Raw genomic sequence first — 26,188 nt, 5'->3', positions numbered from 1 at the left:
ATTCGGAGGAGAACAGACGCAGGGTACACCGGGGCGGTCAGTAATTATTGTCGTGTGGTTCCCCGTCGTACTGGTGATCTCGCGGCATGAGTTCCGAAAATACCGTCCGCGCCGAAACACCCACGCGACGGCAGTACCTCAAACTCGGTGGCTCCGTCGTCGGCGGCGGGCTGTTCGCCGGGTGTCTGAACGATGATCGCGCGGATTCAACGGAGGCAGATCCAGACGGGACGTACTCCGTCACGATGGCACCGACAGGTGCGGTCACTTTCTCCGATGTTCCGGAAAATGTGCTGGTTTACAGTCTGTTGTACGCCGATATGGCCGTCGCGTACGGGCACGGTGATTCGATCAATTCGCTCGGTTTCGACGCCGAGGCGGAAGGACAGGCACTGAATTCCTTCTACGACGTTCTCGAGGGTGTTTCGTTCGACGGAAGCGACCTAACCCAGCTCAACACGGGCTCGGGAAGCGTGACGATCGATAAAGAATTGTTTTACGAACTCGATTCGGATCTGCATCTCCTCGATCCGTGTCTCGTCTCGTCGATGGACGGGTGGGACCGTTCCGATGTCGAAGAGATCAAGACGACTGTCGGCCCGTGGTTCGGGAATACGTACAGTCGCGAACACGCTGAACCACCCGAGGAGTGTCGAGATGACTATCAATACTATACGCTCTGGGAAATCGCAGAGAACGTCGCTGCAGTCTTCCAGGCACGAGACCGATTCGAGGCTCTCACTGAGATACACGAGGAGCTGATTCGGTCGATTCAGTTGAATCTCCCGCCCGAAGACGAGCGTCCGACGGTCGGATCGGTCATTGTTATGGATGAGACGTTTTATCCATCGGAAACGAACGCCTTGGGATTCGCAACTGCCGATCTCCGTCCGTTCGAAGTACCTGATGCGTTTGCGGCCGAGGACATCACGTACGAGACCGCCTACGATTACGAGACCATGCTCGAAATCGATCCCGACATTCTCCTTCACCGGTTCGGAATCGCATCCTACGACGTGGACCATATTCGTGGAACGCTGGAGGATCATCCGGTCGCTAGTCAGCTAACGGCCGTCGAAAACGATCGCGTCTACGCGTCGGGGAATCCGATACAGGGGCCGATCATGAATCTCTTTCAACTCGAGATGGCGGCAAAACAGCTGTACCCGGACCAGTTCGGCGAGTGGCCGGGGTACGGTGGGGACACGTATCCCAAGATCCCCGAGGACGAACAGCTGTTCGATCGCGACCACGTCGCAGCTGTCATCCAGGGGGACTTCTGAGAATGACGAACACTAATACGGATCGACTCGAGGCACCGACTCGACGGTCGTACGTAAAGTATAGCAGTGCGGTTATTGGAGGCGGCTTGCTCGCCGGTTGCACGAGCGATACCGGGGTCGAACCGACGACGCCAGTAGAGGAGACGTATTCGGTCGATATGGAACCGGTCGGGCCGGTCGAGTTCGATGCGGTTCCCGAAACCTGGTTCCCGTATACGGGGGACTACGCCGACATGGGTGTCGCACTCGGACAGGGGGACGGACTTTCCGCGATCGGTGTTCGTGCCCGTTTCGGCTCACATCTATACGAAGAGTTACCCGGCGTTTCCGTCGACAAGGACGACCTCACGGAACTTTGGCAGGACGGTACCGGTAAGGAGGTATTCTACGAACTCGATGCAGACGTTCACATTATCGATCCCAACTTCATGGTCAACCGATTACAGTGGAGTCAGGACGACGTCGACGAGATCGATGAGCACGTCGGTCCGTTTGTCGGAAACACGACCTACACGGATGCCTACGATTGGCACGATTACGCTGAGTACACGATGTACGAGGCCTTCGAGAAAATCGCACAGCTCTTTCAGGAACACGAACGGTTCGAGGCGTTCGAACAGTACCATGACGAGATCCTCGAGGATGTCCAAGCGCGGCTTCCGGACGAGTCGCCCACTCTCGCGATTCTCTACCCCGAGAACGTCCCTCCCGAGTCGTTCTACCCGTATCTCGTCGGCTCCGGAACGCAGTCCAAACACTGGAACGACCTGCACGTCGAGGATGCGCTCGCACGGAACGACGTTATGGACGCACAGGCGGGCGGCGGCACAATCGACTACGAAACCCTGCTCGAGATCGATCCGGACGCCATCGCGATACGGCTCCAGGGTGAGATCAAACAGGAGCACTTCGATCAAGAAATCGGCTCGCACCTGCAAAACCACATCATCGCAAGCGAGCTCACGGCTGTTCAGGACGAGCGCGTTTTCTACGGTGGGGTAACGTATCAGGGGCCGATTATTCACCTGTTCCAGCTCGAGCGAGCTTCCCAGGGGCTCTACCCCGACGAATTCGGCGACGAACGACTGTTCGATAGACAGCGAGTAGTGGACATCATCAACGGGGAGGTCTGAGTATGGTCGACGATGCTTTCGGTTCGACCGACTTCGACGTCGTCGTCGTCGGCGGAGGACCTTCGGGGTGTTCGGCAGGGGTATTCACTGCCAGGTACGGTCTCGAGACCGGTATTTTCGATCGAGGCAACGCGGCGCTCCGCCGGTGTGCCCACCTCGAGAACTACCTCGGATTTCCCGCGGGAATCGATATCAAGGCCTTCTACGATTTGATGCACGCGCATGCGGAGGAGGCTGGTTGCGATATCGTCTCGGATATGGTCGAATCCGTCGATCGAACCGAAGATGATTCGGCGTTCGTCGTCGAGACACAGGACGGTCGGCGCGTCAGCGCTAAAAAGATCGTTGCGGCCGCGTGGTACGACGGCGAGTACCTCCGACCGCTCGGCGGTGATGCGATGTTCGAACGCCACGACCACCACGGAGAGGAACACGAACACTTCGATCCCGAGTATTCCGATGAAGACGGACGAACGCCGATCGATGGACTATACGTCGCGTCGCCGGCCGGTCAGCGAAGCGTACAGGCCATCGTCGCCGCTGGACAGGGAGCACACGTCGGACGGTGCGTTCTCGAGGATCACCGGCACGAGCAAGGGTACCCCGGCGGCGTTGCCGAACACTACGATTGGCTCCGACCGGATGCCGAATTCTCCGGCGAATGGGGCGGCCGTGACCGCTGGCGGGAATGGTTCGAAAACGAGGCCGAGGACGACCACGACGTCGAGGAGGAACGCTTCGTCGAACTGCGCGAACAGTATATCGATCGGCTGTTCGAGGCACGCGTATCCGATACGGCCGTCGAGGAGAGATCCGAACGCGGTCTCCGTCGACTCGTCGAGACACTCGGAACCGATCGAGTCCTGGCCGCGTTGGATACTCGTAAAATTGTAGAGTACGTCGAGGGCGAAGAATCCAGTAACCTCGACTCGACATAATATTCGGACGTGGGGACACCTAACGCGTTCCAGGCTCGCTGGGTCGTGTTGGAAGCTTAATTTTTAGGTTGCCCAAAAAATCGAAAACACTATCATCTTTTAGGTTGGCCTAAAAACATGGGCGCCAGTTCCAGTTCACCCGTTCGCGACGAAACGACGCGTCGAGAGACCATCAAACGCGGCACAGCAGTCGTCGTCGGTAGTTTGCTTGCTGGCTGTGTCGAGGATGCAGAACCGGACCCGTCCGTAGGAGACGGTTCATATACCGTTTCGATGGAACCAGCCGGCGCGGTCACATTCGAATCCGTTCCCGAGCAGTGGATTGCCTACAACGGAAGCTATGCCGACATGGGAATTGCACTGGGGCAAGCCGACGGGATGACCGGTAGCGGTGGTGCACATCGCTTCCATACGCACGTCTACGATGAGCTACCTGGTGTGACGGTCGACCGAGAGACGATCGAAGCCAATTCGGAAGTCCGAACGAAAGAGCAGTTCTACGAACTCGAGAACGACGTTCATCTGTACGACCCGCAAATGATGAAACAGTGGTTCGACTGGGACGAAGATGACCTCGAGGAAATCACCACAAACGTCGGACCATTTATTGGGAACTTGATATTCCGCCGGTCCGACGAGTGGCACGAGTATCGATATTATACGCTATACGAGGCGTTCAAAACGGTTGCGGCTGTGTTTCAACAGGAGGAACGCTACGAGGCCTTCGAGCAATTACACGATGAATACATCGCGGAAATAGAGGCCAAACTCCCGCCGGTAAACGAGCGCCCGAGCGTTCTCGTTGCGTACGACGAGACCAAAGAACCGGATTCGTTTTCTCCCTATCGACTCGATGACAACGGTACGAGTACGAAACAGTGGCGCGATCTCGGCCCCACAGACGCGCTCGCAACGAGCGATATCGATCACCTCAGCTCGACGGAGCGAGGGACTCTCGATTATGAAGCTCTCCTCGACATCGACCCGGACGTTATTCTTCTTCGCGGCCACGAGCGCCGGTCTCGTTCGGAGTTTCGAGAAATCGTTCTCGAGTACATGCAAGACCATCCTGTCGGAAGCGAGTTGACGGCGGTTACAAACGACGACGTCTATCGCGGCGGATACCTCCATCAGGGACCCATCCACAATCTCTTTCTCACCGAGCGCGCAGCAAAGCAACTATATCCGGATATTTTCGGCGACCCAACGGGAGGTTCCCAGTTGTTCGATCGTCAGCGAGTCGCAGATATCGTTACCGGAAACGTATGATCCCAGCAAATCGACTCAAGCGTCTCTCGGCACGCTTTCGGCGTATTTCGCCGAACACTACGACGTATTCACGGCGGGTTATTCCCCTCCGAGTTGGTCGTTCGTGACGATCTCTCCTGCGATCTACCACGCGCTCGATCGAACAACCGATGAACGAACGAAAATCGGCAGTAAGGTGAGTGCGTTCGCCAGATTCGACGCGCGTGTTCGCGACCTCGATGCCGTCGCATCAGTCGACACGGCCGAAGCAGTTCCCCGCTCGGATCGTGATCGGATATCCGACACGCGGTTGCTGAAACGAAATACAAACCAGGCCGCCGAAATCGATCGCGTTCGGGAGCTCTTTGCACGGACCGTTTGACCCACAGTGTCGCTAATATCGATGAAACGGAACCGCTCGTCGAGACGATCGAGGAAGAGCTGGGGACAGAAATGTCCTCGCACTGTCGTCGTCGGCATCCGGCCGGTTTGCCCCCGAGATGAAAGCTGCGATCCGTTCAGTTGTCGACCGTCGAAGGACCGAACTCGAGACGATGTACCGTGCGCTCGACACGACACCCTTTCTACTCACCGTTCCCATTGCGAGACGATCGTTCGCGAACGGCAGGAGTCGCTTCATGGAACGATATGCGGGGATCAGGGGTGTAATCTCTCCCACTCGACGCTATCGGACTATCTGTATCGAGATCTTTCGGCGTCCTATCCGGTTCTGTCGACTGCCACCCATCTCATCGACGCGTGTACAGGACGTGAGCGACCGGTTCGTGATCATCTCACTCGACGAGTATGAGCCAGCGCTCTCGCTGTGTACTCGTCTTCTACATGATAGCCCGGGACGAACGGGAGCCGATTTCACCGGGTACCGTGGCCAGGAAACTGGATCGGTCGCCGGCGGCGGCAACTGAAATGTGACACCAACTTGAGGCCGAGGGCTTGCTTACGTACGAACCCTATTACGGCGTACCCCTTACCGATGAGGGGCGAAACGTCGGCAGTGATTTGCTCGAGAAATACGAAGTCCTCCTGGGATTTTTTCGCGACGTACTCGAAGTCGACGAGCCCGAATTCCGTCTCGAGTGTCATGGGTCACCCCCTCCGCCGACTGTCCCGGGCGAGTTTCGGGGTTGTCCACTCGAGGGTTGGTACACCTCGCTGGTTGTCTGTCCGACTCGCCTCCACAGATTCTCACAACCGAACCATCCCACGTCCGCACAGATCGCCGTTCTCACACGATGGTGGGATGACGGGCGTGGGAACGAGCCGGGTTTCGCTGAGCATCAAAGGGTGAGGCACTTATGTTTGGATTGGTAAAATCAACCGATCGCATGAGTACCAAATCGTCAGCGAGGAGGTGTGGACGATGAAAAACGACGAGCCAATTGACTCTCCACAGTACGTCGAAGCCCTTGAGGACCTACGTGAGGAAGTCCAATCGGATCCAATCGAACAAACGCGACTATCGGGACTCTACGAGGAAGCGAGCACCGCTCGAGTCGATCTCTGGAATACTGTTACCGCGTTCATCGATATCGAAAACGGCCAAGCAGTCGTGACGGAAGAATCGAAGCTCGCGGCGGGCAAGTGGGCCCCAGAAATCGTCGACGACTGTGACGCGATGCTAACCGTCGACGTTCAGCACGGGTTAACAGAGCAGATGTTCGAATCGATCGTCCAGGAGAAGCTCTCGGAACTGATCGGCGAAGCGACCGATACCGAAAACGACTCTCGATAGTTGACGGACGAGTTCGATTCGATAATTCTGCTCGGTATCGGATTCGGTTTCGCGTCGATTAGTTTCGTTCGTCTTCCCGATCCGTGTTCACTGAACAGCGCTCGGCCTTTGGGAGTGAGTATCGGCTCAGGTCATCGCCGAGCAACACAAAGATTGATCCGGAAATGCCCATCAAATATATTTTCCCAAACTCGATTTGGATCCCGTTCGTCTGTTCGAGTGATCATTCGCTGTTTACTATTTCTATTGATTTTGACTGCTGTAGTGTCTAAGTTCTTCGATCACACAACTTTATACCTAAATTAGCAGAGACCGTTGCTTTTCATCATACGAGCTATCGATATTGTCTTATCCAGTACTGTCTGTCAACGCTGACTATTCAATATTGTTCGTATTGACGGTTGAACGGACTCATTCCCCTCGTACTCGTGTTGCTGATCAAACTCGAGTTGTCGACCCCCTCAGTTCTGCCAAATCGTCCCTTGAGTACCCTGTGACCGCTCAGTAAGACTTTTTCGCTTTCCGTTCTCGAGTACTTTTATCCCTTGATGAGTTGTAAATCGATCTCTCATGCCCTGCATGTTGAATGGGAAAAATATTTTACTGGTTATCGGCCTGGAGACATCGTTATCGGTTGGTGGTACTAGCTTCGAACCCATTGATAACTCCTTTGCAAACCGTCTGAATCGAGTACGTACCCGCTCTTCCTGTGCTGTATTCCTCATCTGTGAGATCCTGACGCCGTGATGGATTTTCGCTGACCCGGACGTTTGGACTCTGCTATCCGTTTTCATTGTCACAGGTGTGAACAACCCCGTTTACAACCGTATGGGTGTAATAGAACTACGGGTCGGTATCACGTCCTTCGTTCGATAATGTATGTATAAAAAATTCCCTCTCATTGAAACGTTCAGTTTCCTCATTCCCCTCGTGTGCGTAGAGCCATTATCGGGCAGGAAACGCTTGTATAGGAGTTTAGCACCGTCTTAAACACTGACTTATAATTCTTGTAACTATCTTTGTGGGTAGGAGCACCGAAAAACGGTCGCGATGTGGCGGTGAGATCGTTTCCGGTCGTTCGTCCCGAATGGCTGGTTCCTCGGTTTATTCTAATCACGTGGTTACGACCGAGGGTGACTCACAGCTACCCGCAATTCAGATACCGACAACTGTATATGAATGGAGTCCACTAGTAAAAATTACTGAACATGGCTTACTGTGACAACTGTGGTGCACACGTAACAGATCGATATCGGCGCGTCTTTTCGGCAAACGACGGGTCGTTACAGGGGTGTTCGAACTGCCAAAATCAGACCGACATGCTCAATGGTGCCGGCTCGAAGTTGACCGAGTAATGCAATAATCGCGGGTGCGTTAACGATCGTCGTGCTGATAACGCGTTTGGAGGGCGTATCGTCGCCCGACTGCTACTCCTTTCGAATCCACTCGGCAGTTCGCTTTAGGCCCTCGCGAAGCGAGACGCTCGGCTCGTATTCGAGATCGGTTCGAGCCGCGGTAATATCTGCTTCGCTGTGACGAATATCACCGTTTCGCCCCTCAGTGTGGGTGACCTCGGAGTGTGAGTCGGTTACCTCGATGATCACCTCAGCGAGTTCTCGAACGGTGACGCTGGTCCCGGTACCGATATTGTAGGCCGTTCCGACAGCGTCCGTCGTGGCCGCGCACAGATTCGCCTGAACCAGATCGTCGATATAGACGAAGTCGCGCGTCTGTTTGCCGTCGCCGTGGACCGTGACCGGTTCGTTCCGTTCGGCCTGGTCGCAGAAAATGCTGATTACGCCGCTGTAGTCGCCGGCCGTCTGGCCCGGTCCGTAGGCGTTGAAATACCGTAGTGCAACGGTTTCGAGGCCGTACAAATCGTGGTATTGACGAGCGTAGTGATCGATCGTTAGTTTATCGAGTCCGTACGGGGAGGTCGGCGATTTGGGGTCGCCCTCCGAGATGGGGACATGCTCCGGCTGGCCGTAGATCGCAGCACTCGAGGCGAGTACGACCCTCGCGTCCGCTTTTCGAGCGGCCTCGAGCAGATTCAGCGTTCCCCTGGTGTTGATCTCGTGGCTCGTCAACGGATCTTCGACCGAGCGTCGGACGCTCACGAGGGCGGCTTCGTGAAATATCAGGTCGACGCCGTCGGTTGCACTGGCAAGCGTGTCTTCGTCGAGAAGGGTCCCCTCGAAAAACGTCGCGCCGTCGGGTACGTTCGATCGGTGGCCCGTCGATAGGTTGTCGAGCACCCGAACGTCGTTGTCCGAAACGAGCGTACTCGCGAGATGACTTCCGATAAATCCAGCCCCGCCCGTGATGAGAATCGTCTTGTCAGTAACCGCTTCGGGTTGCATACCCATCAGTATCAAAGCACCGTACGTGAGTTTTCTGGTTCGCGTTGGATTTCGGTGTGTGCTGGACGGTCCGAGAAACGCCAAATCGCCTTGACCGGACGGCCGAGAGAACACGTACGCACGACGGCTCCGATTGTCCCACAGTTCCAGCTGCTGACGTCGTTCCGATTGTCCCACAGTTCTAGTTGCTGACGTCGGTTTGGGGATCCCACCTCTCCGTGATTGCTATGGCCCGCTGTAACGATTTACCGGTACAGTCGCAGGACGGGTCGCGGTTGTACCGGAAACGACTGATAGCAGTCCGTATGAGGTCGACTTCGCCATTATATGAGTACTAACGGACAGTTGAGGGTTGCCGGTGGGGCACGCGTTCGATATGAGCGTTTTGCGGCGGAAAACCCGTCGAGAGAACGACCATCGGAAATCAAACTTCGCCACTGCCGGCGGAAATGTTGCTGTGCCGTCGACGAAAACGTTGCTGTGGCTACAACTCAAACGCCCGTTCGATGTTTACGGAGGTACCGTTGTAATTTTCACAACTGCATTAAGAACTCGCTCAGCTTCAATTTCGACGGTCTCGGGAACGGGTGGTAGAACCGCTCGTTCGTCGAAATCGGCTGCAACCGTTCATCGCCGGACCGGCGAAATCTGACGACCGACATCGTTTGCTACTCGCGTCGTTCACTGTATTCACGCGCGTCACTATTGGGTTAGATATTTATTGACACCTCTGGTTAGTAGACCTGTGAGTACAACCGAACGAAAACCGACGGTGCTCCTTGCTCCTGATTGGGGCATCGATCGGATCATGAACGGAGTTATCTACGGACTGTTTGGGGTCCACCTAGTTTTGGTTATTCTCGCGCACGCGACTAGCTCGGTGCCAGCGTGGTACCTTGGGGCGTCTTGTGTCTTCCTCGGTGGTATCCTCGGCTGTCGCTACGCCGTGGAATCTTACCAGGACCCCGAGACGATCCAGTCGGGAATTCTTACGGCTCTCGGTTTCACCCTCGTCATCTTGGCTGTTATCTACCAGGCCACTTCGACGGGTTTCGGTTTCGGCCGATACCGAACGCCTGCTGTCATCGGGGCGTTTTTGCTTATTGTTGCCTTCATGCTCGTCGTCAGTGATCCGAGACAGTTTTCGATCGCCGAATGGGCCGTCTTCGGCTGTTTCGTGGTGCTCGCTGGTATCTACGTCATGCGTACCCTCGCGTTTCACCCGACGAGTGCGCAGGCCCGGTGGCCGCTGTGGTCGATGATTGTGATGGGGAGTAGCCTATTCGTGATCCCGAACCTCGTTCCCGAACGAATTTTCCTCTGGTTTCTTTCTCGTCTGGCGGCAGTCGTCGTACTGGTTGGGCTGGTTACCTACGTCGTCGGCGACTACACGGTGTGGATCTTCGAGATTCAACAGTGGACGGGCTCCCCGTCGGTTCCGGGAATCGACACCGACGCCACGACGCTCCGCTCGATCTTCCCGAACCCGAACTCCTTCGGTTTGCTTTCGTTCGCCGGATTTATCGCTGCCTTCGTCGAGTTCCATCGCTCCGTAGTCACTCGTCGCCCACTCGGATCGATTACCACCCTCGTTCTTACGGGGATCTGCGGTCTCGGGCTGTTCTTGTCGAACGCTCGAGCGGCGATGCTCGCCGCAGCGGTCGCCGCGGCGATCTACGCGGTGTACGCCGTTGGTGGCCGAATTACCGTTCCGATAACGGTTATTGCGGGCTCCCTTGGGGTGTGTGGATTGCTTGTCGGGATGTACGCCAACGTTATCGATATCTCTGCAACGAATCGATTCGAACTCTGGCGCGGGAGTTTGGCCGCGTTTCGCGATGGTCCCCTGCTTTTCGGGCACGGGAACCTCTCACCGAATAACGCTATCGAACCGTACCTTGCAGGCGATCTGTCGACGTCGCCGCACAACTCGTATCTCTCGATACTCGTCCAGACTGGAATCGTCGGAGGGCTCGCGTATTTCGGTATCGTCGCCGGGAGCATCGTTGCCGGACTTATCAACTTCCGCGACGTCAACGTCGCGATGCTCGCGCTTGCGATCGGTTGGGCCGTCCACCAGATGTTCGAATCGTACACGCTATTTCGGTGGTCACTCGGTGCAGTGATCGCCACCATGACGATCGGATATCTCCTTCAGGGGGTGCGATCGAATTGATCCGCTGGCCCGCCTTCGGGACACCGCGCTTTCAGGGATCGATTCGGGGCGCGAGACTGCCATGGATGCGTCTATCTGGCTTCGGATCGACACCCTGCCGGCGATGGACACAGCGGAACGGTTCAGGCCTCTGTTGCACTACTGAAACCGTCCACCGTTCCAGACAACTTCCTGCTCGCGATAAACTCCGACGGCGCTCTTCAGTTGATCCGGATCAACGGACCTCAGACCCGAGAAGACGGCGTTTGCATCGAATCTCCTCCGGCCTAGAAGCTAGTGCAAACGACAGCGCTAAATCGTCTATTAAGGACGGCAAAAATCGATTTTCACCCCCTTCGATGAGCGATTTGTGAGTAGATATTTGTCCACTTTACAATTGAACTGGAGTATCTCACAAGCTTTAATATAATCAAATGCAAATTAAATTTGTTGAATGGTATCTCGTTGGAAGCACGGTGGAGTAACCGCTGGTGGAACGGTACTGCTCGCACTCGTGGCCGGGCTCGTTGGAAGCTACCTAACTGGGACGCCGATGACGCTCACAACCGATCAGGCGACCGCGGTCGTGCTTATCGGTAGCGTCGTCGGCGTAGCGCTTGCACCGTTGTACGTCCCGCGGCCGCGATCGGTGAGGACGATGGTCAAACGAACGGGACAGCAGATCGTCGTCGCCTGTCTCGTCCTCGCAAGCCTGGGGTCCGTCGGGATCACCGCTGCACCTGCGCTACCGACGACGATTGTGGTCGGCGTCTTTCTCTTACTGACCTTGCCATTTTGGTATGGAGTGCGCCAACGCCGCTCGAGTCCGCAACGAGTGCTGGTCGTTGGCGACGACCCGTCCTTGATCGAGTCCGCGATTCGGTCGCTTCCGGTCGCGCCGATCGGGTTTCTTTCCCCGCTACAGATAGACCGGGCTATCGAGATAACGCATTCGAAGCCGTCGATCGAGAACGCCCCGGAAACCGTTGTCGCAACCGACGGCGGACTGTCGGCCGCCAGTCGAATCGACTCGATTTCCGGCGTTGATCGACTGAGCGGGCTTTCAAGGCTCGAACACGTGCTTAAACAGCGCGATATCGATACCGTCACGCTCGCGTTCTCTCATGCCGACCGCGAGGAGTGTTTTGGCGTGTTGCGAACCTGCCGTGATCAGGGCGTCGACGCGCTCGTTCATGAGTCGCTCGCGGATCAGGTTCTCGACGGAGAGGAAGTCGGTGCCGAACTAGTTCGGGCCGACCTCGACCCCTGGCCGTGGTACAGTCGGGCGACCAAACGGGCCTTCGATCTGGCGTTCGCGATGGTCGGAGTGATCGTGTTGGCGCCGTTGATCTTGCTTATCGCAGTCGCAATCAAGGTGGACTCACCCGGGCCGGTGTTGTACAATCAGACCAGGTCCGCTGAATTGGGAGAAACCTTTACCGTCGCGAAGTTCCGAAGTATGGTTACGAACGCCGAGACTGACGGGGCTCAGTTGAGCGAGGAGGACGATGGCGGCGTCGACCCGCGGGTGACACGGGTGGGGCGAATCCTCCGGAAGACCCACATGGATGAGATTCCGCAGCTGTTCTCGATCCTTCGTGGCGATATGAGCGTCGTTGGTCCACGGCCGGAGCGGCCGGAAATCGACCGTAAGATAGCGGCTGACGGCATCGATTGGTCCAAACGGTGGTTCGTAAAGCCAGGCCTGACCGGTATCGCGCAGGTCAACGATGTTACTGGCTTTCAACCCGAACAAAAGCTCGAGTATGATCTCGAGTACGCCCGGCGTCAATCGTTCTTGTTGGATGTGAAACTCGTCGTTCAACAAGTGACGTCGGTCATCAAAGACGTGATTGGGATGGTATCGAATCGGTTCGGTCGGAGTGTCGACGAGGAGTCGAGTCTAGAATGATAGCGGTTACGGCGGTAGGGACAGCGATGGACTGACCGAGCGTTTCGACATGTCGAACGGAATCGGTGCAAACACGTTCCAGTTATGACTTCCACAGGAAAGGGACCAACGAACAGGACGAAAACGTATGGTAGAGACTACGTTACTGCTTCTACTCGTTGCATTGGTCGCATTGTTTCTGTGGACATACTCTCTTAACCCAGCGTTCCTGTTTGCCTGGGCTTCTCCTGGTCAGGTTTAGCATCCGTCTCAAGTACCTGCTCGCTGTTGGCCCCGCTGTCTCAGCGATGATACCGACCGTCGAAAGCTATCCGGTTGTGACACGCCTGTGATCTTCCACGCGCCTGTCACCTCGTCCAGCCCTTGAACCGCGGCGAGTACGAGGTCAGCGACACGATCGACCTGCTGATCCAGCTGGCCGCACGACCGACGCGAACAGATTCGACGGCTGGCGGGTCGACGTCGGCTACCCCGACGACTGGGACGAGGCTGGAGAGCGACTCCAGGACCCGGAACTGTCGGCCAGCGCGGACTAAAATTGGTTTTTGTTTGGCGTTTCAGACGTGACGTCGGGAGGAATCACCGCTTCGATACGTTTTTGATGTCGACAGATAGTTTTCTGGTATGCACATTCTCGTAACCGGTGGTGCCGGATTCATCGGTGGCAACCTCGCGGAGTCCTTCGCCCACAACGGCCATGACGTAACCGTCCTGGACAATCTGGATCCCTACTACGACACCGGGATCAAGCAACGAAACGTCGAGATCGCTCGAGAAGCCGGCGTGGAAGACGACGGCTCCTACGAGTTCGTCGACGGCGACGTTCGGAACGCGGCGCTCGTCGACGAGCTGGTCGATGTCGCCGACGTCGTCTACCACCAGGCGGCCCAGGCCGGCGTTCGCACGAGCGTCGACGATCCCCGGAAACCCAACGAGATCAACGTCGACGGCACGCTGAACGTTCTGGATGCGGCTCGAGAGACCGAGATCGAACGGGTGGTGCTGGCGAGTTCCTCCTCGGTGTACGGCAAGCCTGAGTACCTCCCTTACGACGAGGACCACCCGACGACGCCAGTCAGCCCCTACGGAGTCTCGAAACTCGCCGGCGAGCAGTACGCCCGCGTCTATCACGAGGTGTACGGCCTACCGACGGTCTCGCTGCGCTATTTCACGGTGTATGGCCCGCGAATGCGCCCGAACATGGCGATATCGAACTTCGTCTCGCGGTGTCTGAACGGGAAGCCGCCGGTCATCTACGGCGACGGCTCCCAGACGCGCGACTTCACTTATATCGACGACATCGTCGCGATGAACCGGACGCTACTGACCGACGACGCGGCGGACGGCGAGATCCTGAACGTCGGTTCGACCGGCAACATCGACATCCACACGCTCGCCGAAGTGATCCGTGACGAGATCGATCCCGAGCTGGGGCTCGAGTACGCCGAGCAGCCGACGGGCGACGCCCAGCACACCCACTCGGACGTCTCGAAGGCGAGCGAGTTAGTCGGGTACGAACCGACGATGTCGATCCGCGAGGGCGTCTCGCAGTTCATCGATTGGTACGAGACGAATCGGGAATGGTACGAACCGTTGGTGTTGAACTCGTAGAAAGACCGAACTATTGATTAATATTAGAACTGGGTAGCCGTAAGACGTGATATTGCTATGGTCGAGTGATTCAGACTACTAGCTATGGTTCTATTAACCGGGACAAATGTAGAAATGATCTCTGTGAATACTGCTATGGAAGACTTGTTTAAAATACCCCTTTCTCAGATTACTCTTGCCTAAATACTCGAATTGTTCGCGCTAGGCAGATAGAAAGACAATCCAAGATGCACAGAGAGTGTTGATCCTGAAACCAAGAATTATAAGTGATCGGCTATTCCTTTATTAGTAGAAGAGATCATGAAGTCGCCAAATGTGCTATTTTTGGTAGTTGACTCGCTTCGGTACGATGCTGTTTATAATTGGGAGGATATTGAGATTCCCAATATTAGAGATCTTGCAAACAATGGAATTGAGTTCACTAACTGTTTTTCACAGGGGGTGGCAACTTCACCATCTATGACAGCAGTTCTCTCGGGAAGGCTACCTCTTGATCATACTGGACACAGATTCATTGAATCAGATACCCCATCCGTAGCTTCTGAATTTCAGCAGCAAGGTTATACAACTTGTGGAATACATTCGAACCCAAATCTATCTAGTTCTAGAGGTTATGATAATGGATTTGATGTCTTCAAAGAAGATATTCTTCCTATCAACTCAGAATTAATAGTGAATAAATTACCAAATAAAGCGTTATATGTAGTCAACAAAATAGAACGACTGCTCACTAAAACACCATATGCTACGGCAACGAGAATGAATAAACATGCCTCAAATTCTATCAATCAGATGTCTTCTCCTTGGTTTATGTGGCTACAATATATGGATGCCCATGGGCCTTACATAAAAGATGGGAACCGATCTTACAGATACAAATATAAATCTGAGAAACTCTGGAGAAAAGCTGCAGTATCCAATCCAGAAGAAATTAGCAATGAAGAGCATGAGTTGCTGTTAGAAGGTTACAAACAAGAGATTGAATACACTGACAGGAAAATTGGTGAATTGTTGGATCATCTGAAAGAAAAGGGAGAGTTTGAAAATACAATAGTGGTGGTGACAAGCGACCATGGAGAAGAATTCGGAGAACATAGCGAGTATAGTCATGGAAACTTGCCTTTTGACGAACTCATTCATGTTCCTTGTATTATCTCTGGTCCCGATATTGAAAATACAATAAACAAAAATCAGATTCGGCTTGTAGATATTTTACCATCGATATTAGATTATGTTGGTGACACGATCTCAACAGATGCAAAAGACTTCTTTGAGGGAAAGCCAAGTATATCCCAATTTAGTCAGGAATCTTCTGATCTAACACCGATCGTATCTGAAAAGGAGATGATGGATGGTGAAACTCTACAATTTGGGTTTAGAAATGGTGAATGGAAATACATGTACGATGGTGAAAGAGAAACAGGACTACTATTTGATTTGAATGAAGATGGTGGTGAAAATAATGATGTGAGTTCTGATTATCCAGATGTAGTTGACGAATTCGAATCTATCCTATCTGATCGATTAGAGAGGATACAGGAAACATCTGAGAACGTTTCGGTTCCAGATATCGATAATGAGGAAGCTGTGAATGAGCGGTTAAAGGCACTAGGATATCGGTAGTACTCTTCGCATTTTACGAACAATCCTTGGTGGAAGGCAATGTGAAACTGCAGACGCATTCGGAAATTTCACAAAACTCCTCGTCGCATAATAATACTTCGACTTGGAGTTATTGTTTGAAAATTTGTCTGAGATCGAACTATATCGATATGATTCTGCTTTTCTTTTATTTATTGCAGTGAGACTATTGAATAGATCAGGATATGAGGAACGGATTTGTTCATGGGCTTTCATATATTTCATGGGTTGGCCCGCTATTTGTCCTTCAGAATCTTCGTGTACGGTCCATTCGACATCAACTGAAGGTGAAAAGTCTGCTTCATATTGTTGGAGAAGGCGAATCCAAAGATCCCAGTCTTGGAGAGCAGGCAGGTTTTCATTGAAGCCACCAACTGCTTCAAATGATTCCTTTGGCACTGCGACACTAGATGTTGTACCTATCAAATTTTTCATTAGAATACCCTCGGAAAGATCCCCTCGGTGCTTCGGTTTAATATTGTATAAGACAGTTCCGTCCTCTTTTACTGCTGCTCGACCTGAGTAAACCAACCCGAGATTTGAATCTCTATTTTCAAACACTTTGATTTGATTTTTGATTTTCTCTGACCTCCATCGATCATCATCATCTAAAAACATTATTATACCTTTGTTGACAAGGTCTACCCCTCTATTTCGGGCACCGGAACCCCCTCTAGACTCATTATTTTCGACTATTTGAATCTTCAAATCCATATCTTTTATTGTTGAATATACTTCTTTGTAAGATTCTGTTGAGCAATCATTTACTATTATGGTGTTCTCTGGCTTTCTGGTTTGTTCACAAAGAGATTGAACAGCCTTCTCTAATTGTTCCGGTCGGTTGTATGTTGGAATAACAACAGATATATTCATTCGCTCATTCTCCGCTAATGGCATTCAGGCTAATAAGTGGTCCGAGAGAAACACGCCCTATGCAATTGTTAGTATCTATTACTTGTTCACTGGAGTGTAATTCATGCTGGTGACTATTAGATAAAATTCGAATTAACCACTAAATCGGCCTACAAATTTAAGAAGATCAAATATATATGTCATAGTGTAGAATAATACCAGTGTGGGGATTGAGTTCGATTTTGATACATAATTATAAAAACGGATAGGATTCGGTGGGAGGAGGTTTTTGGCATACATTGTGAACCGGGCGATCGGTCCTTCGGGATTTGACCGATAAATTTGTTCTTTGCCTCGGCCAACACGGAGTGCTTTGGAAACAAACTCAGTAAGTGTAGTTCTGGCAGGATGGTAGAGTACTGCATTTGGTGCGAATACTTGGCTATATCCTGCAGCAGCAACACGCTGACCGAATTCAAGATCTCCTCCAGATTGTAGCCTATCATTGAACAGTCCGATGTCAGCGAACACATTTCGCCGGACCGCGAGAGCACATGTAGGTACAAAATGTTGGTGCTTAAGATAACTCTCAATTGGAAAAGCTGTGGCCCGGTTGTATTGACCAATAAGTGTTTTTGTGCCGTCTGGGATAGTGAGCTCAACGTCACAACCAATATAATCAGCGCTGGTTTTATCGAAGGCCGTAAGGAGTTGAGCAAGCCACTCGGACGAAGCAGTCATGTCTGCATCGATGAATGCAAGGATTTCGCCGTTCGAGTGTTCTATCCCTGTATTTCGAGCTGCATAGGAACTTTGAATATCAGTCTCATCAATTACGAACCCATTATCGACATCGGTCAAGGCTTTGGTGGCAAGCGAACGAGTTTCGTCATCAGATCCGTTGTCAACGACAATTATTTCGTATCGCTTTTCCGGGTAAGTCTGGTCTCGAAGTGAAGTAATTGTCTCAACGACTCCTTCCGGATCATTATATACAGGACATATAACTGAAATATATGGGTCGGTATCGGTAGCCATATTTCAGGGAACTTTCTCAGATTGTATTAGGCTTACGAAAGATCAACTTCGAATTTTCTCAGCGAGTTCTCGATCTGCTTGCTCAAATCCAAGAAGATAGAGCGCACCAACATAAGTAAGTAATCCGGCAGCACCAGCTACGAACATTACAAGAACTGCATGCACTGGAATAAGGGACTGTCCAAGGAGCATTACTATTGTCGCTGGAACTGCTGCAGTTATAGGTCTCAAATAACCTCGACTGAATGGATGCATTCCTTCAAGATACCACACTTCACCTGCTCGCACAAAGTTTAGTGAGCCTATTGTAATTGCGCTAGCGTAAGCCGCACCAATAACACCATATTCCATAATGAATAGATAATTTAAACCAACATTGAGAAGAGCGAATGACCACTGATTGAACAAGAGAAGGTATTGGTGATCGGTCATCATGAGGGTATAACCTGTGGGTCCAGTCACACCGTCAGCGAGCTTCGCGAGAGCTAATATACCCAAAATTGCTGCTCCAGCGACGAACTCTTCACCAAACATCCATAGCAATTCTTCTGCATAGATAATCGCACCTATAGCTAACGGAAGTGATGCAGTAAGAGACCATCTTGAGACCGTTTTGTAAACCATTTCTAGTTCTTCGGTATTGCCTTTGCTATATAGTCGAGAAGCAACTGGTGGATATAGTTGGCTAAGGGCAGTCAACGGTAGTGGAATGATAGCTGCCAATAGAATTGCAGCGTTGTACATTCCAACCGATGTTGCAGAGAAGAATAACCCAACCATTAGAAGATCGACCCTCATATAAAAAAACCAACCGATGTCTTTGAAAGCGACTGGAAGCGAATAGCTATAGTACGACCGCACATCGGTATCTGTAATCGTCTTAGATGGCCTAAGGTCGAGATAGCGAAGAGCAAGACCGACGGCAAATGCGAGTGTCAAACCACTCATTACGAGCATCAAAGCAACGACCTCAAAAAGCTGCAAACTAACGACAAATCCTACAGTAGCCGCAACTAAGACACCACCCGGCCGGACAACCTTGCGGATCAGAACATCAAATCGGGCTAGTTCAAGCGCCTGAAACACCGCAGCCACCACCTTAACGAGTGTGTCAAGAATTATTATAACTCCAAATAACCGTAAAATATCAATGAATATTGGATCGTCGATAGTGTACTGTGAAACCGCTGGAGCGAGCACAATAACTAGAAGGCCGGTAAGCAGCGCTGATACCGAAGACGACAACAACGCAAGAGTCAACGTTGACTCTTGGGCCTTTTGGTTATCTTCATACGCTGGCAAATACCGCATGAGAGACTTCGTTGACCCAAGATCAGAGACGAGAAGCGAAATTTGAAGGGAAGTCTTAGCGTAAACGAAAATCCCGTATCCAGCAGTGCCAAACAAGCGGCTAAGGAGAATATTCGTTATGTATTTGAAAATATTGTCAAAAGCGTATCCGATTGCGAAAAACGTAGCTCCTTGGGCAACTGACCCAAGTGAATTAGCCGTATCTTCTTTCTTCCCACTTTGGGCCGACTGATTCGTCATCATCCAATTGTTGTGGGGTGATTCCCTTAACGTTCTGTGATTCGATCTGCTGCATGATGACTGGTAACTATGTTAGACAAGATCAGAAGCATCATGTGGCAGACGTAGTAACATAGACTAAATGCGTTTTCACCGGGACCTTGACGATTCACAAGTAAGATCGATTCTCTTTTTGGTTATTTGTTTTACATTGTTTGTCGTTCCTTGGCGAGAAGCTATGCCAACTTTAGGTCCCGTTTCCATTGGAAGAGTTTTAGCAGTCATCCTCTTAGGGCTCGTTTTACTTCATGCCATTCTTAAAGGTGGTTTTGAGTGGCCAACAGCTTTCCTTTCTCTGTTCGCTGTTTTCGTAATTTGGTCAGCGATCAGTCTTCTGTGGACTTCGGATGTAAGTCGTGGAGCAGTGGTCCTTGCTCGCTTGGGACTCCCGTTTGTGCTGGTATTAGCCCTCTGGGAAACCATTAATAGCCAACGTCAACTGGAAACTGCCATAGCGTGGCTCCTCGTTGGCAGCTTTGTCGTTATGGGAATTGTCTTCTATGATTTCGCAACAACCAGTATCGTTGACCGTGGAACAATGATATTTGGTTTTAACGCCGCTGTGGTTTCACGACGGCTTGTCTTTTGTGTTCCACTGGCAGGTTATCTTGTCCTTCGATCTCATCGGAGTTCACTTCGCGTTCTTGGATTTGTGTTCGGTATTCTCGCGTTTGCAGCTGTTACTGCAATGGTTGTCAGACAGGCATTAGGAACATTTGTGATTGGGACTGGAACCCTTGTCGCTTTCGAGGCCGGTCGGAGATTTGTTAGCCAGGAAGAAGCTAGGATGCCGAGCAAGGAGAAAGCAACGAAAGCCCTCGCCGCATCAGGCGTATTTATTGGTTCGCTATTGGCGGCTGGACTTCTGATTTACCAACAGCTTTCATCCTACCGTGCCTCGCAATTATTCTCATTCGACCCGTCATTAACCGGTCGAACCGATATCTGGGCTGCCGGTTGGGATGTATTTCAAGCTGAGGCAAATCCATTACTTGGCCTTGGAATAGGAGCGTTTAATTCCCTCATAGGTCCGTCATCATCTGGAGTGGAGTTTGCAGCCACATATCTATGGCCTCATTCCAGTCTAGTCGGAATTACTGTCGAGATGGGTGTTATTGGCCTGGTGATTTTTATTGCGACAGCCTTTACAGGACTTACTGCATTTGGCGAGCGTTCGCCCGACCTACCCATTGCGGCCGCAGCCACCTCAATATGGGTTCCCCTTTCATTGGTTGCTGACGTTTATCTCGACGTTCTTGGATGGACACTGCTCATATTTATCATCTTAATAGCATGCTTTGGCCCACAGAACCGTTGTTGATAGTGTTCTCTACTCTGTCAACAGCGAGCGTAGCAATCTATTTAGGACATTGTAGAAAGGAGGACTCCAGTTCCACTTGACATATGATCTACCTATAGATTATTCACGTAAAAAAGTCCTATAGACCGCAGACCGAAACGACTTCGGAGCGATCCGCAGCGGTACTCGAGCAGCGATGTTGAGAAGCATGCGTGGGAACGAGACGGCTCCCATCCGAGAGAATTCGCGCTGGAGGTAGACTTCCAACCGAGCATACGAAAGTCCGCCACGTCGATTGTAAAAGTCGGATCCGGCGCGACACTTCACGAGCACTTCGGGAAGATTCGAGACCGTGTACCCCTGCGTAATCATTCGAACCCATAATTCGTAGTCCTGCATGGACCGCAGTGGACGATAGTTACCCGCTGTGACCACGGCATTGCGGTCGAACATCACTGTCGGGTGATTGATCGGGTTTCGAGTCGACGCACGATCTCTGACTTCATCCGGATCTGTCGGGACGGTTCGAACTCGGTCGATTTCGTCTGGATCCGTATCGAATTCGGCAACGTATCCGCCAAGCACGTCGATGTCCGGATTTTCGAGAAAGTACTCGAGCTGCCTCTCAAATCGATCCCGTAGCGCGATATCGTCGGCGTCCATCCTGGCAACGATATCGTTCGAACAGTTCTCGACACCCGTCTTCAGTGCGGCACCGAGACCCTCGTTTTCCTCGAGTGAAACCACACGCATTGTCTCCGGATGTGCAGATTTCATGTCGGAGAGGACGTTTTGAAGCTGATCCGGAAGCGGACCGTCTCCGACGACGAGAACCTCATTCGGTACCACCGTTTGATCGAAGATACTCTTCAGGGCATCTCGAACGTGTTCGGGTTCGTCACCGCCGTATACGGCGATCAATACCGAAAACGAATCATCTGTCATGTCCCAATCAGCTTCCGGCTGAGGCCGTTATCAGTTCGCGTTCCATGGTCCGATCGTGCCTCGGTGAGTGTCTCGAGTCCGTCTTCGAGTGTGAGCGTTGGCTCGTGGCCGAGCATCGTCCGCGCTTTCGAAATTCCCGCCTGATTGTGATCGATATGACTTCCGATAAAGCCCGCGCTCCCGGCTACGAGGATCGTCCGATCCATTGGTGGATTGGGTTGCTGACCTATCGCCATTTGGTACTCAACATGTCGTCTATCTCGTCACTTAACCGATTCGATGTTTGATCGATCACGTCGTCGACGGCCGACTACACCTGCAGAGCAACGAGTTTGAGGTCTAGCCACAGCGACTGACGTCGGATGTACTCGAGGTCGTACGCGTGTTTCTCGTCGGGTTCGAAGCCGGTAATCTCGTTGACCTGCGTGATACCGGTCAGTCCCATCTTGACGAACCAGCGCTTCGACCAGTCGATGCCATCGGCCGCGATATCGCGGTCGATCTCGGGGAGTTCCGGTCGCGGACCGATGACGCTCATCTCGCTGCACAGGATCGCGAACAGTTGTGGGCTCTCGTCAAGATGTGTCTTCCATAGCACCTTCCCACCGTCGGTGACGCGGGGGTCGACGCCGCCGGTACCCTCCTCGCTTAGCTATGTGCCGTTGGACTCCGTCCGTCACATGCTCCGGAACTTTGAGACGGTGAACACCCCGATCAGTGCCGACGAGCGCCTCTGGCCGTACAGTACCGGACCCAGCGTCTCGAGTTTAATCGCGACCGCCATGCAGACCATCACCGGCGCCAGGACGAGTACCCCGACCGCAGCGAAGGCGACGCCGAAGATTGTCCCATTCAACTAGCTTGAGAGTACTTGACAATAACATCATATCTGTTCTTCTTGGATAATTTCCTCGTGTCGGAAATGTAATGTTGCTAGTTGAGCACTATTGTGTCGTCATTTATTGAGTTCATCCTAATCGGCACCCACGAACTATTTCGTATGTGCTACAGAACGGGTCTGGATAAAATAGTATTAGTCAAATCCTAGTAATTACAACCATTTGTCGGGGGTGAAGGGGCCGTAGGATAGATACCGTCGCTCTGACTGAGGAAATGACGAGGCTGATCTCTGATTAAGGAATGTACTGCTGGCGTACTTGATTACCGAGACTCTCCGACCACATCGAGCAACCGTTCCCGAACAGGGGGTAATTCAACAACCTGCCACCCGATAACCGCACCGACGCTCCCGACGCATGCCAGAACGGCTCGAGAACCGCCGTTGGTCACAACGAGCGCCAGTGTTGCGATTCCGATTGCGACTGCGAACGTCCGTAACGGCTGTCCTCGTGCGAACCAGACGATCCCGAAGAGATATATCGCACCGAAGGCGACGGACGCGAACACGTCGACGAGGAAGTGGACGCCGAGAACGAGTCGCGAAAGGGCGACCAGTGCGACGACCGTTCCGGCGAGTGCACCTCGAGAGAGACGGGTTCCGGCTGACGACCACAGTGCTATCGCGCCCCAGAATATCGTCGCCGACATCGTATGGCCGCTCGGAAACCCGTATTCGCTGGGGGAGATGACGTGCAACTCCGCGGGCGGTCGCGGAAACGTAAATATTCCTTTCAGTAGCACGACGAGCGCGAGTCCTCCGAAAACGACTCCGATAAACGACACCGTTTGATCCGAGCAGAGCGCCCCCTCTCGCTTGTTCTGTCTGAGCGTCCGTCCGACGTCAGCGAGGTACACCAGCCCTAGTATGGGTACGATGAGGATGAGGTCGCCGAGCATCGAGAGCCCGACGAATCCCTCGAGCGCCCAGTTTGGAACCACCTCGCGGAGCGTTTCGGTGACTCCTACGCCGCGGCTCATGGACTCTGTGTGACAGCTAATCGCTGTGATGATTTCGATTCCGTTTGACGGCCGTGTGAGCACCCCATCAGCGGGTAGTGCTGTCCCGGATACTGTGAGACGTGGTCGTCGATAGATGGTGTTTTGTCGCTCACAAGGTTGTCATCGTTCGAACTGCCAGCGTGGGTGTTTCCCCTGAGAATCCCCACTGGCTCCGTGTCGGCATCCCTTTCAGAGAAATAAATCCCGCCAGTCGCGTGAATTTCCATCACCCGATCACAACAGGTTGTATCCCAAAAACGTACCGTCTCGAGTAACCTCTCACTCTGTTTTCGATATTCGGGCTGTTCATCCACTATCGGCTTCGAGAACGAGGTGTCAACTTCTGATTCACGCTGAAGACAAGGCCGGCCGTCGTGAACCCGCTCAATCCATCGCCGCCACCGCTTTCGGATCCTGCAGCCGTTCTTCCGCTTCGTCCCGATCCTCGGGGTAGCCGACGTCGATCCGCCAGCCCTCGAGGCCGATCGCGTCGATCGTCCGTCCGGACTGGATCAGGAGGTCGATCGCTTCGCTGATCTCGTACTCGCCGCGGTCGGAGGGTTGAACGAGGTGGCAGGCGTTGAAAATCGCCGGCGTGAACGTATAAAATCCGGTCATCACGAGGTTCGATGGCGGTTCGTCGGGCTTTTCGATGACATCGGTAATTTCGCCGTACTGGTTGGTATCACAGACTCCATATCGGGAGGCTTCGTCCCAGGGCACTTCCTCCACGAGGAACGCCGCATCTGCGCGCTCTTCTTGCTGGCGACGAACGACGTCCTCGAGGTTCGCCTGAAAGATATTGTCGCCGAGGATCAGCATGAAGTCGTCGTCGATGTGCTCTTCGACGGTCAACAGCGCGTGGGCCAGCCCCTGTTGTTCGCGCTGGTGGGCGTACGTGATCGGTACGCCGCGGTACTCGTCGCCGTAGTGGTCGATAATTTTCTCCTTGAGGTAGCCGACGACGACGACGAATTCGTCCGCACCGAGTTCGACCAACTGGTCGAGACAGTGGGTGATAATCGGTTCGTCGTCCACCTCGACGAGGCCTTTCGGCTTGTCTTCGGTTAGCGGGCGGAGCCGCGTCCCTTCGCCAGCGGCGAGGACAACTGCTTGCATTGATAGTAATTGACTCTTCCCAGGTTACAATAACGTTCTGATTTCGGTACTGTTCGTTCCCGGTATCACAACGTTCTTGCATGTAGCTCTAATCTCCCTATTCAATGCATATCTCCGTCATCGGCAGCGGATACGTCGGAACGACGATTGCGGCCTGTTTCGCAGAACTCGGTCACACTGTTACGACAATCGATATCGACGAAGAGATAGTTGCGGCGCTTTCTGCGGGGCACGCACCGATAGACGAGCCGAGCCTCGAGGACCTTCTCGAGAGCCACGCAGGTAATCGTCTCGAGGCCACGACCTCCTACGATGCCGTCGTCGAATCGGATGTGACCTTCCTGGCGATCGGTACCCCTTCCAACGACGACGGGAGCATCGACCTCACGGCGCTCGAAGCCGCCGCTGAAGCGACCGGCGAAACCCTCGCCGACAAGGAAAACCGCCACCTGGTCGTCATCAAGAGTACGGTCACGCCGACGAGCATCGAAACCGTGCTCGAGCCCGCAGTTACTCGAGGGTCCGGAGGGAACGAGAACGTCGAGGTGGGGATGAACCCCGAGTTTCTCCGGGAAGGAAGCGCCGTTTCGGATTTCATGCAGCCGGATAAACTCGTCTACGGAACGGCTTCGGAGTGGGCGACGGAACGATTACACGCGATCTACGAGCCGTTGCTTGCGGATCACGACGCCCATATCGTCGAAACAGATCCGGCGACCGCTTCGATGATCAAGTACGCGAACAACGCCTTCCTCGCCTCGAAAATCAGCCTGGTCAACGACCTCGGAAACATCTGCAAGGAATTTGGTCTCGACGCCTACGAAGTGATGGAAGCGGTCGGCCTCGACGACCGTATCTCCGAGCGGTTCCTCCGGAGCGGCGTCGGGTGGGGCGGTTCGTGTTTCCCAAAGGACGTCAACGCTATCATCGCGGCCGCACGCGAGGAGGGCTACGACCCGGCGCTCCTCGAGGCGAGCGTCGAAATCAACGACCGACAGCCGGAACGGATGCTCGAGCTGTTGGAACATCACGTGGCTCTCGAGGGGAGCCACATTGCGGTTCTTGGCCTGTCGTTCAAACCGCGGACGGACGATATTCGAAACTCTCGAGCGATTCCGGTCATTGAAAAACTGCAGGATCGCGGTGCCGAGGTCGTTGCGTACGATCCCGTCGCGGTCGACCCGATGCGCGAGCGGTTTCCCGACGTCGAGTACGCGAACTCGGCGGCCGAGGCGTTAGACGGCGCGGACGGCGTTGCGGTCGTTACCGACTGGGACGAGTTCGCGGCTCTGGACGAGGAGTTCGATGCGATGAAAGCGCCGGTCGTCGTCGACGGTCGGCGGATCGTCGAGCGACGGGACGGCATCGTCTACGAGGGACTCACGTACTGAGCAATTTCTCGAGGTCCGCT

Annotated in this window: 23 protein-coding genes and 2 pseudogenes; 15 read left to right on the top strand and 10 right to left on the bottom strand. The window is 53.3% G+C overall.

Annotated elements, in window-relative coordinates:
* The first annotated feature begins 86 nt into the window (after window positions 1–86).
* The 6 genes from ACYQ14_RS20325 to ACYQ14_RS20300 all read left to right on the top strand — a co-directional run bounded on the left by ACYQ14_RS20325 (window position 87) and on the right by ACYQ14_RS20300 (window position 5,413).
* Window positions 87–1,283, top strand: coding sequence for an ABC transporter substrate-binding protein (locus tag ACYQ14_RS20325; protein ID WP_459890902.1), 1,197 nt, complete (start codon window positions 87–89; stop codon window positions 1,281–1,283).
* 2 nt (window positions 1,284–1,285) lie between these two features.
* Complete coding sequence (locus ACYQ14_RS20320; protein WP_459890899.1) at window positions 1,286–2,416, top strand: ABC transporter substrate-binding protein; 1,131 nt, start codon at window positions 1,286–1,288, stop codon at window positions 2,414–2,416.
* Window positions 2,417–2,418: 2 nt separating this feature from the next.
* Entirely contained in the window at window positions 2,419–3,354 is a 936-nt protein-coding gene (locus ACYQ14_RS20315; protein ID WP_459890897.1) for an FAD-dependent oxidoreductase, read from the top strand.
* A 117-nt stretch (window positions 3,355–3,471) separates the two neighbouring features.
* Window positions 3,472–4,623 carry an ABC transporter substrate-binding protein gene (locus ACYQ14_RS20310; protein WP_459890895.1) on the top strand — a complete coding sequence of 384 codons (1,152 nt, stop codon included), beginning with the start codon at window positions 3,472–3,474 and terminating at the stop codon, window positions 4,621–4,623.
* 103 nt (window positions 4,624–4,726) lie between these two features.
* Window positions 4,727–4,984 carry a DUF7260 family protein gene (locus tag ACYQ14_RS20305; RefSeq protein WP_459890893.1) on the top strand — a complete coding sequence of 86 codons (258 nt, stop codon included), beginning with the start codon at window positions 4,727–4,729 and terminating at the stop codon, window positions 4,982–4,984.
* A 21-nt stretch (window positions 4,985–5,005) separates the two neighbouring features.
* Complete coding sequence (locus ACYQ14_RS20300) at window positions 5,006–5,413, top strand: DUF7260 family protein (RefSeq protein ID WP_459890891.1); 408 nt, start codon at window positions 5,006–5,008, stop codon at window positions 5,411–5,413.
* Between the two features lie 62 nt (window positions 5,414–5,475).
* Here the strand turns inward: ACYQ14_RS20300 and ACYQ14_RS20295 are convergent, their stop codons facing one another.
* Window positions 5,476–5,706 (bottom strand): hypothetical protein, encoded by a 231-nt coding sequence (locus ACYQ14_RS20295; RefSeq protein ID WP_459890889.1) that lies wholly within the window; start codon window positions 5,704–5,706, stop codon window positions 5,476–5,478.
* 277 nt (window positions 5,707–5,983) lie between these two features.
* Here ACYQ14_RS20295 and ACYQ14_RS20290 point away from each other — a divergent pair, with 277 nt between their 5' ends.
* A complete protein-coding gene (locus ACYQ14_RS20290; RefSeq protein ID WP_459890887.1) occupies window positions 5,984–6,355 on the top strand; it encodes a hypothetical protein in 372 nt (123 codons plus the stop codon).
* Between the two features lie 1,208 nt (window positions 6,356–7,563).
* Entirely contained in the window at window positions 7,564–7,710 is a 147-nt protein-coding gene (locus tag ACYQ14_RS20285) for a DUF7563 family protein (protein ID WP_459890885.1), read from the top strand.
* A gap of 72 nt (window positions 7,711–7,782) precedes the next feature.
* Here ACYQ14_RS20285 and ACYQ14_RS20280 read toward each other — a convergent pair whose 3' ends face one another.
* Complete coding sequence (locus ACYQ14_RS20280; protein ID WP_459890883.1) at window positions 7,783–8,715, bottom strand: NAD-dependent epimerase/dehydratase family protein; 933 nt, start codon at window positions 8,713–8,715, stop codon at window positions 7,783–7,785.
* 745 nt (window positions 8,716–9,460) lie between these two features.
* Here ACYQ14_RS20280 and ACYQ14_RS20275 point away from each other — a divergent pair.
* From ACYQ14_RS20275 to ACYQ14_RS20255, 5 genes and pseudogenes are all read left to right on the top strand, one after another.
* A complete protein-coding gene (locus tag ACYQ14_RS20275; RefSeq protein WP_459890881.1) occupies window positions 9,461–10,891 on the top strand; it encodes an O-antigen ligase family protein in 1,431 nt (476 codons plus the stop codon).
* Window positions 10,892–11,324: 433 nt separating this feature from the next.
* Entirely contained in the window at window positions 11,325–12,782 is a 1,458-nt protein-coding gene (locus ACYQ14_RS20270) for a sugar transferase (RefSeq protein WP_459890879.1), read from the top strand.
* Window positions 12,783–13,104: 322 nt separating this feature from the next.
* Window positions 13,105–13,318 (top strand): annotated as a pseudogene (locus ACYQ14_RS20265) (UTP--glucose-1-phosphate uridylyltransferase); the annotation flags it as partial.
* Window positions 13,319–13,406: 88 nt separating this feature from the next.
* Complete coding sequence (locus tag ACYQ14_RS20260; protein WP_459890877.1) at window positions 13,407–14,393, top strand: NAD-dependent epimerase/dehydratase family protein; 987 nt, start codon at window positions 13,407–13,409, stop codon at window positions 14,391–14,393.
* A gap of 300 nt (window positions 14,394–14,693) precedes the next feature.
* A complete protein-coding gene (locus ACYQ14_RS20255) occupies window positions 14,694–16,016 on the top strand; it encodes a sulfatase family protein (protein WP_459890875.1) in 1,323 nt (440 codons plus the stop codon).
* Here ACYQ14_RS20255 and ACYQ14_RS20250 read toward each other — a convergent pair.
* The 3 genes from ACYQ14_RS20250 to ACYQ14_RS20240 form a co-directional block, all read right to left on the bottom strand.
* Window positions 16,002–16,931 (bottom strand): glycosyltransferase family 2 protein, encoded by a 930-nt coding sequence (locus tag ACYQ14_RS20250; RefSeq protein ID WP_459890873.1) that lies wholly within the window; start codon window positions 16,929–16,931, stop codon window positions 16,002–16,004. The two genes, ACYQ14_RS20255 and ACYQ14_RS20250, sit on opposite strands and share 15 nt — an antisense overlap.
* A 108-nt stretch (window positions 16,932–17,039) precedes the next feature.
* On the bottom strand, window positions 17,040–17,924 hold the full coding sequence (locus tag ACYQ14_RS20245; RefSeq protein WP_459890871.1) for a glycosyltransferase family 2 protein: 885 nt from the start codon (window positions 17,922–17,924) through the stop codon (window positions 17,040–17,042).
* Between the two features lie 42 nt (window positions 17,925–17,966).
* Window positions 17,967–19,475, bottom strand: coding sequence for an oligosaccharide flippase family protein (locus tag ACYQ14_RS20240; protein ID WP_459890869.1), 1,509 nt, complete (start codon window positions 19,473–19,475; stop codon window positions 17,967–17,969).
* A gap of 121 nt (window positions 19,476–19,596) precedes the next feature.
* Here ACYQ14_RS20240 and ACYQ14_RS20235 point away from each other — a divergent pair, with 121 nt between their 5' ends.
* Entirely contained in the window at window positions 19,597–20,835 is a 1,239-nt protein-coding gene (locus ACYQ14_RS20235) for an O-antigen ligase family protein (protein ID WP_459890867.1), read from the top strand.
* 99 nt (window positions 20,836–20,934) lie between these two features.
* Here ACYQ14_RS20235 and ACYQ14_RS20230 read toward each other — a convergent pair whose 3' ends face one another.
* From ACYQ14_RS20230 to aglF, 5 genes and pseudogenes are all read right to left on the bottom strand, one after another.
* Window positions 20,935–21,759 (bottom strand): glycosyltransferase, encoded by an 825-nt coding sequence (locus ACYQ14_RS20230; protein WP_459890865.1) that lies wholly within the window; start codon window positions 21,757–21,759, stop codon window positions 20,935–20,937.
* Window positions 21,756–21,995, bottom strand: a complete 240-nt coding sequence (locus ACYQ14_RS20225; protein ID WP_459890863.1) for a hypothetical protein — start codon at window positions 21,993–21,995, stop codon at window positions 21,756–21,758. The genes ACYQ14_RS20230 and ACYQ14_RS20225 overlap by 4 nt, the downstream gene beginning before the upstream one ends.
* A 74-nt stretch (window positions 21,996–22,069) precedes the next feature.
* A pseudogene (locus ACYQ14_RS20220) lies at window positions 22,070–22,615 on the bottom strand (sugar transferase).
* 305 nt (window positions 22,616–22,920) lie between these two features.
* On the bottom strand, window positions 22,921–23,637 hold the full coding sequence (locus tag ACYQ14_RS20215; protein ID WP_459890861.1) for a phosphatase PAP2 family protein: 717 nt from the start codon (window positions 23,635–23,637) through the stop codon (window positions 22,921–22,923).
* A gap of 405 nt (window positions 23,638–24,042) precedes the next feature.
* Window positions 24,043–24,777, bottom strand: a complete 735-nt coding sequence (aglF, locus tag ACYQ14_RS20210; RefSeq protein ID WP_459890859.1) for a UTP--glucose-1-phosphate uridylyltransferase AglF — start codon at window positions 24,775–24,777, stop codon at window positions 24,043–24,045.
* A 104-nt stretch (window positions 24,778–24,881) separates the two neighbouring features.
* Between aglF and aglM the strand changes: the two genes are divergently transcribed.
* On the top strand, window positions 24,882–26,168 hold the full coding sequence (gene aglM, locus ACYQ14_RS20205; protein ID WP_459890857.1) for a UDP-glucose 6-dehydrogenase AglM: 1,287 nt from the start codon (window positions 24,882–24,884) through the stop codon (window positions 26,166–26,168).
* The last annotated feature ends 20 nt before the right edge of the window (window positions 26,169–26,188 follow it).

The sequence above is a fragment of the Halostagnicola bangensis genome, assembly GCF_054653435.1.
This window is presented reverse-complemented; position numbering and strand designations above follow the sequence as displayed.